Source organism: Brachyspira hyodysenteriae ATCC 27164, assembly GCF_001676785.2.
GTDB lineage: Bacteria > Spirochaetota > Brachyspiria > Brachyspirales > Brachyspiraceae > Brachyspira > Brachyspira hyodysenteriae.
The window spans coordinates 577,680-593,017 of record NZ_CP015910.2 but is presented as its reverse complement, the minus strand read 5'-3'; the positions used below and the strand labels follow the sequence as shown (position 1 = coordinate 593,017).

Genomic DNA, 15,338 nt, shown 5'->3' with positions numbered 1-15,338 from the left:
TATAACAGCAAAAATAATCATGAACAGCCAATATATATAAGTACTTACATAAACATATATTTCATCATATTCAAGTTTACTATAATTCATTACATTGAAACAAATATTATTAATTATATTAGTGTGTTTTAAAAATTTAATTATAATTCCTAATAGAAAAGATATGGCTATATATGGTAAAAGATTCAAAAATATCAATTTAATGCCTCTCTTTTATTTCTTTTGAATGACAATATATATAAAATAAAATTCTGTGCAAAATGAGTAATTGTGGGTATCACTATACAAAAAGATGAATATACATATAATAAAGAATATATAATTCCTATAATAAATTTTTGTAATACAACATTAGTTCCAAAATATATATGATTAATAGAATATATAAATGCTGAAAGCATAACCACAACATAGATATTAATACCTAGTAAATTATATGTAATATTAAAAAATACCTGCCTAAAAATTATCTCCTCACACAAAACTCCAAGAAATATAATTATCGTATCAGACAGTATGTTATTTTTTTCAATTACTTCATGAATTTCTATATTTTTTATCCAAAATTTATATTTAAAAAAATGAACGAGCATTGCCTCAAAAATTTCTATACCTATACATACAAAAGACATAATAAAAGCTAAAATAATAAAATAAACATTAACATTATAATTTATATAACCCACATATCCTGTAAAAAATACTATTAAAACAAATATTAGATGACTTAAAGTATTTGGAAAAATTCTATTTATTCTATCAAAATGTAATTTAATAAATATTCCTGTTAAAGAAGTTGGAAAAGAAACAGAAAGTAACACAAGAATTTTATCAAGGTAGAGGGTGTGGAAATTCATTGTTTGAAACGCCTCCATTTGCAATAATTCTAGGATGCTTATTATAAGGAAAAGCCGGCATAGACATCTGAATAAGCTCAGGAACATACACCCTAATAACATGTAAACCCTTATCATATATTTCAACAGGGGTAATATCTAAATAAACAGCATACTTTGATATACTATGAAGTCCTTTTATTAAATATTCCAAATCGGAGTTGGTATCTACTTCTAGGTTTTTATATTTACTTAATTCAATTTTATCTTTAATTTTACTATCAATAAATTTCAATTTTTTTTCTTTATCTATAAGATCACCCCAATAATTAACATTACTATCAAGGTTAATATAGCTTTTTTGAGACACAGTCTCCAAATAATCTAATGGCATTGATAAAGGACCATTAATATTTAAGATAAGTATAGCTAAAGCCTCCATAAAAGCTCTATATATTACTTTTCTAGGATTAAGCCCTGAAGAAGCTCCAACTACAATGTAAGGAGATTCTTCACTTTTATTAACAAGCATAACGGTAAAAACATATCCTAACTTTTCATCAACTGTATAATCAAAAACTCTAACATTATAATCAATATCTTTCAAAATACTATTTATAGCGTCATTAAGAATATCATCATCAATTATAACTTCTTTAACATTACTTTCTGTATACCATTTTATCATACATGCATCGCATTCTATTATTTCAGTTATAGCTGATTTTAAAGCAAGAGGTATATTCTTATGACTTGCACTTCCTTTTGAAAATCCGCTTATAAATACCTTTTCCCCCTTATCTCTTCTAATAGGATGAGATAAAAAGAAATTCTGTGCTGGCATATAATATTCTTTCTCTTTGTCAAATAAAGAAGGAAGAAGTATCCAAGATAATATATCATCCTCTGTTATATTTTCTAAAATACCAATACTATTTAATTTTTGACATTCATCATCACTATATATTTTAATGTATTCAAATGGTATTACATTATTAGGGTATTCTTTTTTTAACTGATTATAAGAAGCGTATTTTAGTTTTTCTTCAAAATACAAATTTGAAGTAAATAATGCATATCTCTCTACACCTTCACCTAATAACCTTATAATAGCCTCATCTCTATAAATACCATAACCTGAAAGGTGATAATTAACCTCAACATTATCTCCTAATAATATTTTATGATAATCAGGAAGCATTGCAGTACATGTATTCATATTCTCAGATATAATAGAATTAGATTGCATTATAATAAGAGAATTCATAATTCCTGTTTGGTGTCCACAAATAGAATTAAATTTGTTTAATATATTTTTATGATTTGGATAGTAATTAATCATATATCATCCATTTATTATAACTTTACTAGAAAGATTTTCTATTATTTTTCTTGACGAAGTATACATCTCATCATATTTAGCTTTACTTATATGACCGCATGCTGGACAAAAAGGTACTCTAAGTAAATCCTGAATCTGAATTTCTATTAGAGGCATATAAACATTTATAACTCGTCCTGCAAGTTTGCATCTACCTATAGTTGCAAATAAAAATGCCTCGTATAACGCAAGAGAAGTAAATGTCTGCAAAATAGGTGTTATATAAGTTTTTTTACTGTTTAATTTAAAATCCATAGTTTGTTTTACAAATTTATTATAAACCGACAAACTTTCATTTCTAGCTACCACCCTATTTTCAAAGCATTCATAACAACCAGTCTCTTTACCTTTTATAGTAGTAATATTTAAAAACGGTCCATCTAATATCGATATAACTATTGGTATTGATTTATCAAGAAGAAGTCTATTTATATTTCTAAGCAAATTTAATCTAGGTTTCTCTACACTTACAACAACACATGCTATACCATCAAATAATTTGCTTAGTTCTTTATAATTTTCAATATTTTCAATAGCATCACTTGTATCTGTAAGATTTGCTTTTTCAAGATCTTTTATATTATCAGAATCCATCATAGCAACATTCATATACAAATCTTCTGAAGTTAATTTGGCATACTCTTTTAATCTGTCATTATCAGTGATAAACATTATTTTATTTTTCTGTACTTTACTTTCATCTGGTATATCATAAAAGTATTCACCTATAAACTCATAAACTGTATTAAGCATGTTATTTTTTTTATCATCATACTCTAAAAATCTATTACCTATAAGAGAAGATATAATTTCATCCAAAAAATTACTGTCTTTCTCATTAAGAGAAAATTTCTTTACTATATCATCAAAACAAATTAATTTATCATCAAAAAGTTCTTTAGCAAAGAAGATTAAAGCTTCTTTTATATTATCACTTAAATCATTTAGCCCTAAAGTAGCTTCTTCAAAATTCCATATCCCCTTTCTAAATCTAATCTCATCATTAGAATTAAAAAAAACACTTACATTATCATAAAGTTTAATATTTTTATTATCCATTTTATTCACCTAAATTAAATATATATCATTTTGACAATAAAGTCAAGTGAACAACATGATTAGTTTGACCATCTATATTTAATAATTGTTCAGATAGAGACTTATTAAATCCTCCGATATCGCATGCTGAAATACCGCTTGCAGCAGCAGCAAGCTGTATATTTTGTGCTATTTCACCTGTTTCTATCAAAGCAAAAGACAATGCCATATCCCCATACTTTCTTGTATTCTCAAACAAGCTATAAACATAATAAACAGATAAAGCTGTTTTTCTTAAATCTATTCCCCCACCGAATACATTATCTTTACAATAATTTTCTACATCTTCATCACTAAATATTTTTATCTTTTCAAGAGAATGAGTATAAGGCATATATTTATATACACCCTTTTCAATACCTTTTATATTTAATGCCACAATATAAAGATATATAGGATAAAGACCTCCGCCTGAAGGAGCTGTACGGACTTTAGATATATACTCATCGCCCAAAGTTATAGTACCATAATCTTCTTTAGGAAAATTAAAACTAAAATCTCCAGAGATACCGTCTCCATAATATAACAAAGTAGACAAATCTACTAATGTTAATGCTTCACCTTTAAAATCTCTTCTACTTCTTCTAGATCTTATTACAGCACCTATAGGAGCATTAAGATTTTTATAATTTGGCAGCTTAATAGCATTTCCTTTTTTATGAACATCATCTTCTAATAGTTTCCTATTACTAAGAGAAGCCCCTATAGGAAATAACGAATAATTTCCAACGTTTAGCAACGATGTCAAATCTATTGATGATTTTTTAGAATTCAGTAGATACTCTTCACTAATATTCCTGTTTACTTCAGAATACATCATAGCCCTATACGAAGATTCTGATGTTTTAATACCTATACTATCAACATACATAGAAATATGTAAATTTGAAGAAAAATTTACAACACTAAACAGTAAAGGAATTTCTTTTGCTTCTAATTCTTCTTTTGATACTTTTATTTTATTATTTTTTACATCTTGTTTTTTCATACAAAATAACCTAACTAAACTATATTTATATAACAAAAATCAATTAAATTAGTAAAAATATTTAACATATTTTTTATTAAATTAATATTTTTTTATAAAAAATATATTAAAAATATTACCTAAATTAATACCTAAAAAATATACATATTTGAAAAAATTGTAATTATAATAGTGAAAGGTAAGCTATATAAGATGTTTTAATACTTGCAAAAGAAATGTATTAAAAATCAGCTTGTGATGGGATTGATTTAAAAGGAGGAAAAACTGTAATAATTGCTTATAATAAAAAAGTTAAATGAAATTAACTTTTTTGGATATCTTACGGAAGATTTATAGAATCTTTAAATGGAAAATATATCACTGCTGAAGATTTAAACATAAGTACATAAAAAATGGAATATGTTGCTAAAGAAACTAATTTTAGAATCAAATCAGGATATCCTTCTCCTATGACTGCTTACGGAGTTTATATAGCTATAAAAGAAAGTGCCTTAAAAGGTTTTAGAAGCGATAATTTATGATGGAAAAAATATCTATTTAAGGACTCGGACATGTAGGTTTGATATTATGCGATTATTTAGCTAAGGATAATGTCATTTATTTGTATTTGATATTGATAATGATAAAGTAAAAAAAGCTATTGAACTTTATGAAGCAAAATAAGTTGATATTAATTCAATATACTAACAAGATGTAGATATATTTGCGTGCTATAATAAATGATGATACTATACCAAAATTAAAATGTAAAGTTATAGTAGGATCTGCTAATAACGTTCCTAAAGAATCCAATCATAGAAGAATATTGAAATAAAAAGGCATTGTTTATGCTCCTTATTATGTTGCAAATACAGGAGGAGTTATAAATGTTGCTATGGAAAACCCTTCTTATAACTATGAAGCAGCTAAAAGTGCAACAGAAAAATATACAATAGAATACTTGAAATATTTGAAATATCTGACAGAGAAAATATTTCTAAAAATGAAGCCTCTGATAAATTAGCTATGAAAGAATAGAGTTTATAGGATAAATGCATTCAAGATATATAAGAAGATAATTTTTTAATAAATAGCAATAATAATAGACTTTTAAATAAGCTTATTATTATTGCTATACTATAATCAGACTACAATACGAAATAAATTTTATATTCAATTTTAATGCATTAAAAAATTATAATATTTCAAAATGAACTTTTTATGCAAAAATTATTATTTTCTTGCTTTTTATTATTTTTGATATTAGAATGACGGCTCAATTAAAAATAAATTAGGATACCGCTATGAAAACTATGATAATTATGCTTATATTAGCAAGCCTTTTATATTCTTATAATTCAAAAGACATTAATAATTTTTATAATGATTATTATTCATCAAGCTACAATATTAAAAGTATAGAAAATAATAATTCACAAACTTATAAAAATATATATTCTCTTATCAAAGCAAAAACCATGACTGATGAAAAAGAAAAATATAACTACTTAAAAGATGCTATAAATCAAAATAAAGATTATGAAAAATCTAATGATATAGATTATTTGATAAGCGTATCTGAACTTATGAATTATATTGTTTATTATTCAGGACTTTCTGAAAAAATTTCTTTCGGATCTAAAAGCAAAGATATATATAAAAAAATACTAGAAAAAGATAATAAAAACTTTTTTGCACTTCTTGGAACAGGAGTAGGATATATGCATGCTCCTGCAATAGCCGGCGGAAGCGATAAAAAAGCATTTCAATATTTTAACGATGCCTTACTAAATGCAAAAGAAAAATATCAAAAATATTTGTCTTATGTTTGGATATCTCAGTATTATTTTAAACAAAAAGACCAAGCAAATTATCAGAAATATATTAATATGTGTAAAGAAATATACCCTAATGGAGAATTATTAAAAGAAGCTTTAAATAGAAATGATACTAAGAAAAAAACTTTATAATCATAAAAAATAAAAAGTGAGTAAAATCCAACTAATGATCTTACTCACTACCCTATTTCATCTGAACAATCATAATAATAATAAAAAAATAATGATTTTTTAATTGACAAAATTTAAATATAGTTTACAATGAACATTGTTCAATATAACTGCTTTAGGCAACACATATTGGACTTTTATTTTATTCAAATACTGAACATTGTTCAGTATAAAGGTAGAATTATGAGAATATTATTTATATCTTTAGGTTTTTTATTTATGGGTATAGGTATTGTTGGTGTAGTAGTTCCAATACTCCCAACAGCACCTTTTTTACTACTATCCGGTTTCTTTTTTGCTAAAGGTTCTAAAAAATTCCATGATTGGTTTATATCAACTAATCTTTATAAAAAGCATTTAGAAAGTTTTGTTAAATCAAAAACTATGACTTTAAAATCTAAACTCAGCATACTTATACCTGTTACTATTATGCTTTCAATAGCATTCATATTTATAAATCATTTGCATGCCAGAATAGCATTAGTTGTGGTTCTATTAATAAAATATATATATTTCTTTGTATATATAAAAACTACAAAAGAATACAATAACAACGATATGGAAACTAGTATTGAATTAGATAAAGAAAATTAATTATTTGGGTGTAATTATGAAAATATGTAAATATATTATTGTAATAAATATTATTTCATTAAGTTTATTTGATATTGCTTATTCAGAAGAAGATAAAAAGAATAAATTATCATCAGGACTTGATAACAGATTTTTTTCTATAGGACTTTACAGCAGTGCTGATACTATAAAAACTAGTGTTAATATAGAATTTGGATTTAAATTATTTAAATATAATAATTTTGAAATGAAAAGCTATACCTCAATAATAGGTTCTAAAATATATGATGATAATCCGGATATGTATCAATTAGGTATGATGCAGAAAATAACTTTCGGAGGAAGCGATGTATATACAGGAGAAATTAGTATATCAAGATATGCTTTTGCTTTTGTAAGTTTCGGATTTTTATCGTTTGAAGCAGATAAAAGCGGAAAGTTTTTATTTACAACGCCTTTATATTGGGAAGTAGGAGGCGGTGCTGGATTTAATATTAATGTAAGCAGACATGTTGCTATAGTCCTAGAATTTGGTGGAGGACTTCATGATATATTTGACGGATCAAAACTAGGATACCCCACAAAATTAAATACAGCAGGTTTCGGAAGAATGAGTATGGGGGTAAGATACTATCTTTAATATTATAAAAGGGGAAATATTACATGAATAATATTGTAACTTCAAAAGAAGAAATATTGAGAGTAAGCAGAGAACTAATAAAAAAAAGAGGGCTTAACTCAATAAATATGCGTTCTCTTGCTGAAGCATCTAATATTGCCGTAGGATCAATATACAATTATTTTAAATCTAAAGAGGAACTTACTATAGAAGTTATAGGAAGTGTATGGATGGATATATTCCACCCTTTAAATGTTTGCTTGGAATCAGACAGCTTTTTAGATATCGTTGATACTATTTATAAAAGCTTGGAGAAAGGAAGTAAAAAATATCCTAGTTTTTTCTCTATGCATTCTACTATGATGTTTGGGAAAAATAAAAGCAAAGGTATCAATATGATGAATATGGTAAAAAAGCATATTAAAGAAGGATTATATAAAACTCTTATGAATGATAAAAAAGTAAGAGTTGATGCATTTAATGATAATTTTACTGCTGATAAATTTATAGATACAGTATTCTCATTTATTATCAGTTCTATGATTAATGCAGATTATGATGGTTCTATGATAAAAGAAATCATAAAAAGAACCATTTATTAATATATTAAAATAAAAAATAAAGGAAAGTTTATGATTAATAAAAGACTTATATCATTAATGGGGAATGCTAAAAAATATATAGCCTGGCATGTAATAATACAGCTTGTAAATTTAGTTCTTAATATAACAGCTGTAATTTTTATGGCGGATATTATACAAAAAGCTTCCCAAGGTAATATTGTAAAAGAAGATATATTGAAAGTTTCTATCGCTATTTTTGTTATAGTAATATTGAGATTCAGATTTAATATTTTAATGGCTGATATGTCATATCATGCTTCAGGAAGAGTAAAACAAACTTTAAGAGAAAAAATGTACTCAAAACTTCTCACACTTGGAAGCAGATATAAAGAAAAATTCTCTACAAGTGAAATTGTACAGATATCTATGGAAGGAGTTGATCAATTAGAAACTTATTTCGGACGTTATCTTCCACAGTTTTTCTATAGTATGATAGCTCCTATAGTGCTTTTTTGCGTGCTTTCTACTATAAGCGTTAAATCAGCTGTTATACTTTTAATATGTGTTCCTCTTATACCTATATCAATCATAGCTATAGTACAAATTGCTAAGAGAATATTAAAAAAATATTGGGGAAGCTACAGCGATTTAGGAGAAATATTTTTAGAAGATGTGCAGGGACTTACAACTTTAAAGATATATAAAGCTGATGAAAAGAAAAATGAAGAGATGAATATAGAAGCAGAAAAATTTAGAGTTGCTACTATGAATCTTCTTTTTATGCAGCTTAACTCTACAACTATAATGGACATAATAGCTTACGGCGGAGCTGCTTTGGGAGTAATAATATCTGTACTTGAATATATGAAAGGAAATATAAATTTAGCAGGCACATTTACTATAATAATGCTTTCTGCAGAGTTTTTTATACCTTTAAGACTTTTAGGTTCTTTCTTCCATATTGCTATGAATGGAATATCAGCAAGCGATAAAATGTTTGAAATACTTGATATGGAAGAAGATGATAAAAGAGTAAATAATATAAATAGAGAAAATGAAGAGATTACTTTTAAAGATGTAAGTTTTGCTTATAATAAAGAAAAAACTATATTAAAAAATATTAATATGACTATAAAAGAAAAATCATTTGTTTCTATAGTAGGTGTTTCAGGTTCAGGAAAAAGCACTATAGCAGGACACATATCTTTGAAAAATGAAAATTATAAAGGTTCTATAAAAATCGGAGACATAGAGCTTGATACAATAGATAAAGATGATTTATACAAAAAGATAGTTGTTGTTGATCATAACAGTTATTTATTTGAAGGAACTGTATATGATAATTTGAAAATGGCTGGAAATACTATAACAGAAAATAAAATGAATGAAGCATTAAAGAAAGTTGAGCTTTATGATTTTCTTCAAACTGAAAACGGTCTTAATACTGTAATAATGGAAAAGGCTGCTAATTTATCCGGAGGACAGAGACAGAGATTAGCTTTGGCTAGAGCTATACTTTTTAATGCTGATATATACATATTTGATGAAGCTACTTCTAATGTTGATGTTGAAAGTGAGGAAAGTATTATGCAGGTTATAAGAGATATTGCTAAAGAAAAAACTGTTATATTAATATCTCATAGACTTTATAACTGTATACCTTCAGATCACATATATTTCTTGAAAGACGGCATCATAATGGAAGAGGGAACTCATGATAAATTGATGAACTTAAATGGAGAGTATGCAAAAATTTATAATGAACAAAGCAATTTAGAAAGCATAACTAAATGTGAAAGTTTAAGCATAGCCATTTAATTAAATTTAATATTCATTATAGATAAAATAAATAATAATAGGAGTTTACAATGCGTAGAAGCGGTATAAGAATTATGGCGGAACTAATTGGGTTAATTGCTCCGCTTATGCATGTTATGATATTAGCTATTACATCAGGAGTTTTAGGCTTTTTATGTGCTATATCAATAACAATATTAGGAGGATATGCTATATTGACATATCTAGGTTTAGATTCTCTATTTACAATAAAAACAATATTTATCACTGTTTTAGTGCTTGCAGCTTCAAGAGGTATACTTCACTATATTGAACAGTTGAGCAATCACTATATAGCATTTAAATTACTTGCTTTGATAAGAGATAAAGTTTTTAAAGCATTAAGAAAATTATCCCCTGCTAAACTTGAAGGAAGAGATAAAGGTAATTTAATAGCACTTATTACAAGCGATATAGAATTATTAGAAGTATTTTATGCTCATACTATTTCCCCTATAGCTATTGGCATATTAACTTCTCTTATAATGACAATATTCATAGGCAGTTTCAATATCATATTAGGTGCTATTGCCTTTTTAGGATATTTCACTATAGGTTTCATAATTCCATATTTTTCATCAAAATTTGGCAAAAATGATGGAATGACTTATAGAAATAATTTTGGAAAATTAAATAGTTACTTTCTTGATAGTTTATGGGGTATAAAAGAGATACTTCAATTTGGATATGGTGATAAAAGAACAAAAAATATAGAAAGTAAAACTGATGATTTAATGGATTTGAATAAAAAATTAAAAAAATATGAAGGTATAATATCAGGACTTACAACTTCTGTTGTATCATTATTTACATTAGCTATTCTTGTTGTAAGCATAATGATATCAAAAGAATTAAATTTTGCTTCTATCATAATACCTACTATAGCAATGGCAAGTTCTTTCGGACCTGTTATAGCATTAAGTAATTTATCAAATAATTTATTTATGACATTGGCAAGCGGAGAGAGAGTATTAAATTTACTTGCTGAAAAACCTATTGTAGAAGAAGTTTATGATGGAAAAAAAGATGTTTCTTTCAATGGTGTTGAATGTGAAGATGTATATTTCGATTATGAAGGCGAGAATATATTAAACGATTATAATTTAGATATAGAACCTAATAAAATAATAGGTATAAGCGGAAAAAGCGGAAGCGGAAAATCAACACTTTTAAAACTCTTTATGCGTTTCTGGGATATTAAAAAAGGAAATATTAAAATATCAAATACAGATATAAAAGATATTAATACAGACACATTAAGAGATATGGAAAGCTATGTAACTCAGGAAACTTCTATATTTAAAGATACTATAGAGAATAATATAAAAATAGCTAATAAAGATGCTACTCATGAAGAAGTTGTTGAAGCATGCAAAAAAGCTTCATTACATGATTTCATTATGAGCTTGCCTGATGGTTATAATACAAATGTAGGAGAACTTGGGGATACTTTATCAGGCGGAGAAAAACAAAGAATAGGAATAGCAAGAAGTTTTCTTCATAAAGCTCCTTTCATACTTCTTGATGAGCCTACAAGTAATCTTGATAGTTTGAATGAGGCTGTTATATTGAAGTCAATAAAAGACAATAGTGAAAACAGAACTGTTGTTTTAGTTTCTCATAGACTTTCTACTCTCAATATAGCAGATAAAGTTTATAAGATGAAAACTGACAGAGTAAGTTAAAAAATTAAGAAAAATAGGGATATAATGAAAATCAGTATATTATAGATTTTTATTATATCCATCTTTAATAAAATTTAAAAATTCTAAATGCAGCAAACATCTAAATAATCAATAAAAAATAATACATACTATTATAAAGAAATCAAAAATATAATCGTATCAAGTTATATATAATCTAAAAATGCTTATACACATAATTTTAATTATATAGTTAGAAATAACTATAAAATATTTGACATATAATAATAATATATTTATTCAAAAATATTAATATTTTATTTAACTATTAATAGCAACTTCAGCAATATACTTAAATTAATATATAGCAAAAAAATTAAAATAGTATAAGGATATACTTAAATATAACTAAGAATAAATTTATTTTTTGAATAAATGCAAATATGGAACATTCATTATTTCTGCTAGAGCAACAGCTGAAAAATTGGCTTCTTCTATATTATAATCTGCTCCATTATCTAATAATATTTTTATAACTTCTTCAGGCTGATTTTTTATAATAGCAGTATGCAATGGGCTAACTCCTCTCTCATTTATAGCATTGACATTAGCACCTCTCTCTATTAAAGCCTCAACTACATCAGCATTATTTATTTGCACAGCAAGATGAAGACAGCTTATTTTATTATCTGCATAATTTACTTCTTCCTCTGTGCTTTTTGATATAAGCTCCAATAATTTATTAATATGATCATCTAAGTCAAAATTCTCATCATCTTTCTTTTTAATGATTTTTGAGAGTAAATCATATAATTTGGATCTTTTATATAAATTAGCATTAATAGGCATTAATCAAAACCTCTGAATTTTAATATGCAGATATTATAATATAAACTTGAAATTCTTGCAATAAAAAGACAATGAGATATATATAAAAAATTACTAAAATAACTTTATAAAAAGCCCATTTAGTATATTATAAATAACAAATACTATATAAGTTTATCTATATATTTAGTTATAGTATTACCAGATGAAAAACTAGAAAATCTCCTTACTATATTTCCATTTCTATCTATTAAAAACTTTGTAAAATTCCATTTTATATCTTTATTAAATAAGTAATTACTATTATTAATAAGATATGAATATAAAGGTTCTATATTTTTACCTTTAACATCTATTTTCTTAAATCTATCAAAAGTAGTATTGTATTTTAATTTACAGAAATTATTTATTTCATCATCTGATTCAGGCGCCTGGTTAAAAAATTGATTACAAGGAAAATCTAATATTTCAAATCCTCTACTATTATACATCTTATATATATTTTCCAGATCTTTGTATTGTTTAGTAAAACCGCATCTTGTAGCAGTATTAACTATAAAAAGAACCTTATTTTTATATTTTGATAGAGAAATATCACTGCCATTAATATCTTTTACAGTATAATCATATATATTCATTTATTTTCTCTTTCTTTTTTCTTATATTCATTCCAAAGATTATCCATTTCGGCTAAAGACATATCTTCTAATTTTTTATTCATTTCATATGCCGATTTTTCTACATAATTAAATCTTTTTCTAAATTTTTCATTAACTTTAATAAGAGAATTTACAGGATTAATCTTATTCATACGGGCAAAATCAAGAACAGTCATAATTAAATCCCCTATCTCTTCTTCCAAATGTTCCTTATCCTGCTCTTTATATGCATCTTTAACTTCTAAAAGTTCTTCCTCTATCTTTGATAAAGAATCATCAATATGTTCATATTCGAAACCAACACTAGCTGCTTTTTTCATTAATTTATATGACTTTTCCATAATTGGAAGTGATTTAGGTATTCCATCAAGTACACTTTTAAATTCATCTGTATTATTACTAGCCTTTTCTTCTTTTTTTATTTTATCCCATTGCTTAAGTATTCCCTGCACATCTTTTACATCACTATTACCAAACACATGAGGATGCCTTCTTATAAGTTTTTCACTAATATTTTTACAAACATCATCTATATTAAATTTATTTTCATCTTTGGCAAGTTCAGAAAAGAACACAACATGCAAAAGCACATCCCCAAGTTCTTCTTTAATATTTTCATAATCCCTATTATTTATTGCTTCTACAACTTCATATGCCTCTTCCAAAAAACAAGGAATCAAACTATCAAAAGTCTGCACCTTATCCCAAGCACATCCATTTTCACCTCTTAAAGTTTGTATTACAGATATAAGTTCTTCAAATGATTTCATTATTCCAACTCTTTTTATTAATTAAATTTTGAGTTTTTTATTTTCATATATTTTATTCTTCTAGGCTCAAGTATAGCATTGTATATTATAGCATTTTTTATATCCAATGAAGAAAGCATATGATTAACATGATTTCTAGATTTTAATGTTTTAGTATCATTAAAAGCATTATTATAATTTTCTTCTCTTATACTATTAATTTCGGCTATTTTAGAATTATATTTTTCTTGAAGCTCTAATATTTCTCTATCATTATTTGAAGTTTCATAATAATTAGTATATACATCTTCATCTCTAGTATTTTCTCTAAGAACTTCTTCATTATAATTTTTTAAATTTCTAATATTTTTTTGTAATTCTTTAAATATTTCTTCTTCATTTTTATTATTATTAAATTTTCTATTAGAATAAGTTTTTTGTTTTTGTTTAGTTTTATATTTTTGATTTTGTTTAGTTGCTTTTTGTATCAAACTCACTATAGCCCATATAATAGCTATTATAATGTATATAACTAATTCAGTCATTATAATTAGTACCTTTATTAATTTTTATTCTTTTGAATCATTATCTTCATAATTAGTATCATTTTCTTTTTTATCTTTATTTGCTCTATTGTTTACTATTCTAGTAGTTATAGAATATATAGCTAATAATATGAATCCAATAAGAAGCAATAAATTTATATTGATATTAGACATAATAACTCTCTTCAAATTGTATATTTTAGTAGTTTAATATAAATTAATATTAATTTCAAGTTATTTATATAAATTATATAATAAAAAAAGGTGAAGTACTATTAATAATACCTCACCTTTAATATTCATTTCAACTTGTTATTTATTACCAAGTATCTAATGGGTCATCTTCTTCTCTATAAGTTTCTAAGTACATATCAGTCTTAGCCATTAATTGATCGAAGTATATATAATATTTACCATAAGAATCTCTAGGATCAACTTTAACATGTATACCCATAAAGCTAATACCTTGTTCAACTTGTCCTCTGAATTCTTCTTGTCTTATATTAGCAGGAATTTGTACAGTAATGTTTTTCCAACCCATAAAGTTAAGAGCTTCATTACCAACTGCTTGAGGCTTACCGTTTACATCATAAACATAGAAACTCATTCTATTATTATGGTTACGACCAGCTACCCAAACACTAAGTTCTTTAGTATAACCAGGTATTTTAACAGGTCTAGGAGGAGTAACAGAGAACCAAGGATAACCTGTTCTGAAGTACTCTACTTTAGCACCTAAAATATATTTATTATTTTCAGCACCTTCAGCTACAACATCAGCTGGACCGCCTTCACGACGAATGATGCTAACTACACCGTAATCTCTAGGCATAGAAGCTTGCCAAGTATTAGCAAATTCAAAATCATCTATTAAGTAGTTAGTGATAGCTTCAGTTACGAAGTTATTACCATTTTCACCCTGATTTTGAGTAGTTTGCTCACCTGTTTGAGCCGCATCTTGGGCAAACAACAAGAATGCAACAGTTAGAATTAACATTGTTATCAAGATACTTAATCTTTTCATATTCATTC

The 15,338-nt window shown here is 25.7% G+C and carries 18 protein-coding genes; 8 read left to right on the top strand and 10 right to left on the bottom strand.

Translation table 11 applies throughout. The features are described 5' to 3' along the window. Window positions 1-194: 194 nt before the first annotated feature. From BHYOB78_RS02755 to BHYOB78_RS02740, 4 genes are read right to left on the bottom strand one after another with little or no spacing between them, the layout of a single operon-like run. Window positions 195-857 carry a CPBP family intramembrane glutamic endopeptidase gene (locus BHYOB78_RS02755; RefSeq protein WP_028331311.1) on the bottom strand — a complete coding sequence of 221 codons (663 nt, stop codon included), beginning with the start codon at window positions 855-857 and terminating at the stop codon, window positions 195-197. Beyond that, window positions 832-2,178 carry a YcaO-like family protein gene (locus BHYOB78_RS02750; protein ID WP_020064268.1) on the bottom strand — a complete coding sequence of 449 codons (1,347 nt, stop codon included), beginning with the start codon at window positions 2,176-2,178 and terminating at the stop codon, window positions 832-834. The genes BHYOB78_RS02755 and BHYOB78_RS02750 overlap by 26 nt, the downstream gene beginning before the upstream one ends. A 3-nt stretch (window positions 2,179-2,181) precedes the next feature. Then, complete coding sequence (locus BHYOB78_RS02745; protein WP_020064269.1) at window positions 2,182-3,276, bottom strand: streptolysin associated protein SagC; 1,095 nt, start codon at window positions 3,274-3,276, stop codon at window positions 2,182-2,184. Between the two features lie 25 nt (window positions 3,277-3,301). Further along, window positions 3,302-4,303 (bottom strand): SagB/ThcOx family dehydrogenase, encoded by a 1,002-nt coding sequence (locus BHYOB78_RS02740; protein ID WP_012671837.1) that lies wholly within the window; start codon window positions 4,301-4,303, stop codon window positions 3,302-3,304. Window positions 4,304-4,695: 392 nt separating this feature from the next. Between BHYOB78_RS02740 and BHYOB78_RS13835 the strand changes: the two genes are divergently transcribed. The 8 genes from BHYOB78_RS13835 (at window position 4,696) to BHYOB78_RS02705 (ending at window position 11,567) form a co-directional block, all read left to right on the top strand. Then, window positions 4,696-4,824, top strand: a complete 129-nt coding sequence (locus BHYOB78_RS13835) for a hypothetical protein (RefSeq protein ID WP_012671836.1) — start codon at window positions 4,696-4,698, stop codon at window positions 4,822-4,824. Window positions 4,825-5,177: 353 nt separating this feature from the next. Further along, complete coding sequence (locus BHYOB78_RS13830; protein ID WP_260849102.1) at window positions 5,178-5,306, top strand: hypothetical protein; 129 nt, start codon at window positions 5,178-5,180, stop codon at window positions 5,304-5,306. Window positions 5,307-5,586: 280 nt separating this feature from the next. Continuing rightward, a complete protein-coding gene (locus BHYOB78_RS02730; protein WP_012671833.1) occupies window positions 5,587-6,252 on the top strand; it encodes a hypothetical protein in 666 nt (221 codons plus the stop codon). Window positions 6,253-6,474: 222 nt separating this feature from the next. Then, entirely contained in the window at window positions 6,475-6,885 is a 411-nt protein-coding gene (locus BHYOB78_RS02725) for a YbaN family protein (protein WP_012671832.1), read from the top strand. 16 nt (window positions 6,886-6,901) lie between these two features. After that, entirely contained in the window at window positions 6,902-7,504 is a 603-nt protein-coding gene (locus BHYOB78_RS02720; RefSeq protein WP_012671831.1) for a hypothetical protein, read from the top strand. 23 nt (window positions 7,505-7,527) lie between these two features. After that, a complete protein-coding gene (locus BHYOB78_RS02715; protein WP_020064270.1) occupies window positions 7,528-8,085 on the top strand; it encodes a TetR/AcrR family transcriptional regulator in 558 nt (185 codons plus the stop codon). A gap of 30 nt (window positions 8,086-8,115) precedes the next feature. Then, complete coding sequence (locus tag BHYOB78_RS02710; protein WP_020064271.1) at window positions 8,116-9,864, top strand: ABC transporter ATP-binding protein/permease; 1,749 nt, start codon at window positions 8,116-8,118, stop codon at window positions 9,862-9,864. A 50-nt stretch (window positions 9,865-9,914) separates the two neighbouring features. After that, complete coding sequence (locus tag BHYOB78_RS02705) at window positions 9,915-11,567, top strand: amino acid ABC transporter ATP-binding/permease protein (protein WP_020064272.1); 1,653 nt, start codon at window positions 9,915-9,917, stop codon at window positions 11,565-11,567. 378 nt (window positions 11,568-11,945) lie between these two features. Here BHYOB78_RS02705 and BHYOB78_RS02700 read toward each other — a convergent pair whose 3' ends face one another. The 6 genes from BHYOB78_RS02700 to BHYOB78_RS02680 form a co-directional block, all read right to left on the bottom strand. Beyond that, window positions 11,946-12,374: an ankyrin repeat domain-containing protein gene (locus BHYOB78_RS02700; RefSeq protein WP_012671827.1), complete on the bottom strand. Its 429-nt coding sequence runs from the start codon at window positions 12,372-12,374 to the stop codon at window positions 11,946-11,948. Window positions 12,375-12,517: 143 nt separating this feature from the next. Further along, window positions 12,518-12,991 carry a glutathione peroxidase gene (locus BHYOB78_RS02695; protein WP_020064273.1) on the bottom strand — a complete coding sequence of 158 codons (474 nt, stop codon included), beginning with the start codon at window positions 12,989-12,991 and terminating at the stop codon, window positions 12,518-12,520. Beyond that, complete coding sequence (mazG, locus tag BHYOB78_RS02690; RefSeq protein WP_012671825.1) at window positions 12,988-13,782, bottom strand: nucleoside triphosphate pyrophosphohydrolase; 795 nt, start codon at window positions 13,780-13,782, stop codon at window positions 12,988-12,990. Before mazG ends, BHYOB78_RS02695 begins: the two co-directional genes overlap by 4 nt. A gap of 17 nt (window positions 13,783-13,799) precedes the next feature. Next, window positions 13,800-14,306: a hypothetical protein gene (locus tag BHYOB78_RS02685; protein ID WP_020064274.1), complete on the bottom strand. Its 507-nt coding sequence runs from the start codon at window positions 14,304-14,306 to the stop codon at window positions 13,800-13,802. A gap of 24 nt (window positions 14,307-14,330) precedes the next feature. Next, window positions 14,331-14,480: a hypothetical protein gene (locus tag BHYOB78_RS13570; RefSeq protein ID WP_012671823.1), complete on the bottom strand. Its 150-nt coding sequence runs from the start codon at window positions 14,478-14,480 to the stop codon at window positions 14,331-14,333. 145 nt (window positions 14,481-14,625) lie between these two features. Next, on the bottom strand, window positions 14,626-15,330 hold the full coding sequence (locus BHYOB78_RS02680; protein WP_028331312.1) for a flagellar filament outer layer protein FlaA: 705 nt from the start codon (window positions 15,328-15,330) through the stop codon (window positions 14,626-14,628). Window positions 15,331-15,338 lie beyond the last annotated feature (8 nt).

Bases quoted from the DNA above. Each gene is read 5' to 3' on its own strand.
- BHYOB78_RS02755 (WP_028331311.1), bottom strand. From the start codon at position 857: ATGAATTTCCACACCCTCTACCTTGATAAAATTCTTGTGTTACTTTCT.
- BHYOB78_RS02750 (WP_020064268.1), bottom strand. From the start codon at position 2,178: ATGATTAATTACTATCCAAATCATAAAAATATATTAAACAAATTTAAT.
- BHYOB78_RS02745 (WP_020064269.1), bottom strand. From the start codon at position 3,276: ATGGATAATAAAAATATTAAACTTTATGATAATGTAAGTGTTTTTTTT.
- BHYOB78_RS02740 (WP_012671837.1), bottom strand. From the start codon at position 4,303: ATGAAAAAACAAGATGTAAAAAATAATAAAATAAAAGTATCAAAAGAA.
- BHYOB78_RS13835 (WP_012671836.1), top strand. From the start codon at position 4,696: ATGGAATATGTTGCTAAAGAAACTAATTTTAGAATCAAATCAGGATAT.
- BHYOB78_RS13830 (WP_260849102.1), top strand. From the start codon at position 5,178: ATGGAAAACCCTTCTTATAACTATGAAGCAGCTAAAAGTGCAACAGAA.
- BHYOB78_RS02730 (WP_012671833.1), top strand. From the start codon at position 5,587: ATGAAAACTATGATAATTATGCTTATATTAGCAAGCCTTTTATATTCT.
- BHYOB78_RS02725 (WP_012671832.1), top strand. From the start codon at position 6,475: ATGAGAATATTATTTATATCTTTAGGTTTTTTATTTATGGGTATAGGT.
- BHYOB78_RS02720 (WP_012671831.1), top strand. From the start codon at position 6,902: ATGAAAATATGTAAATATATTATTGTAATAAATATTATTTCATTAAGT.
- BHYOB78_RS02715 (WP_020064270.1), top strand. From the start codon at position 7,528: ATGAATAATATTGTAACTTCAAAAGAAGAAATATTGAGAGTAAGCAGA.
- BHYOB78_RS02710 (WP_020064271.1), top strand. From the start codon at position 8,116: ATGATTAATAAAAGACTTATATCATTAATGGGGAATGCTAAAAAATAT.
- BHYOB78_RS02705 (WP_020064272.1), top strand. From the start codon at position 9,915: ATGCGTAGAAGCGGTATAAGAATTATGGCGGAACTAATTGGGTTAATT.
- BHYOB78_RS02700 (WP_012671827.1), bottom strand. From the start codon at position 12,374: ATGCCTATTAATGCTAATTTATATAAAAGATCCAAATTATATGATTTA.
- BHYOB78_RS02695 (WP_020064273.1), bottom strand. From the start codon at position 12,991: ATGAATATATATGATTATACTGTAAAAGATATTAATGGCAGTGATATT.
- mazG (WP_012671825.1), bottom strand. From the start codon at position 13,782: ATGAAATCATTTGAAGAACTTATATCTGTAATACAAACTTTAAGAGGT.
- BHYOB78_RS02685 (WP_020064274.1), bottom strand. From the start codon at position 14,306: ATGACTGAATTAGTTATATACATTATAATAGCTATTATATGGGCTATA.
- BHYOB78_RS13570 (WP_012671823.1), bottom strand. From the start codon at position 14,480: ATGTCTAATATCAATATAAATTTATTGCTTCTTATTGGATTCATATTA.
- BHYOB78_RS02680 (WP_028331312.1), bottom strand. From the start codon at position 15,330: ATGAAAAGATTAAGTATCTTGATAACAATGTTAATTCTAACTGTTGCA.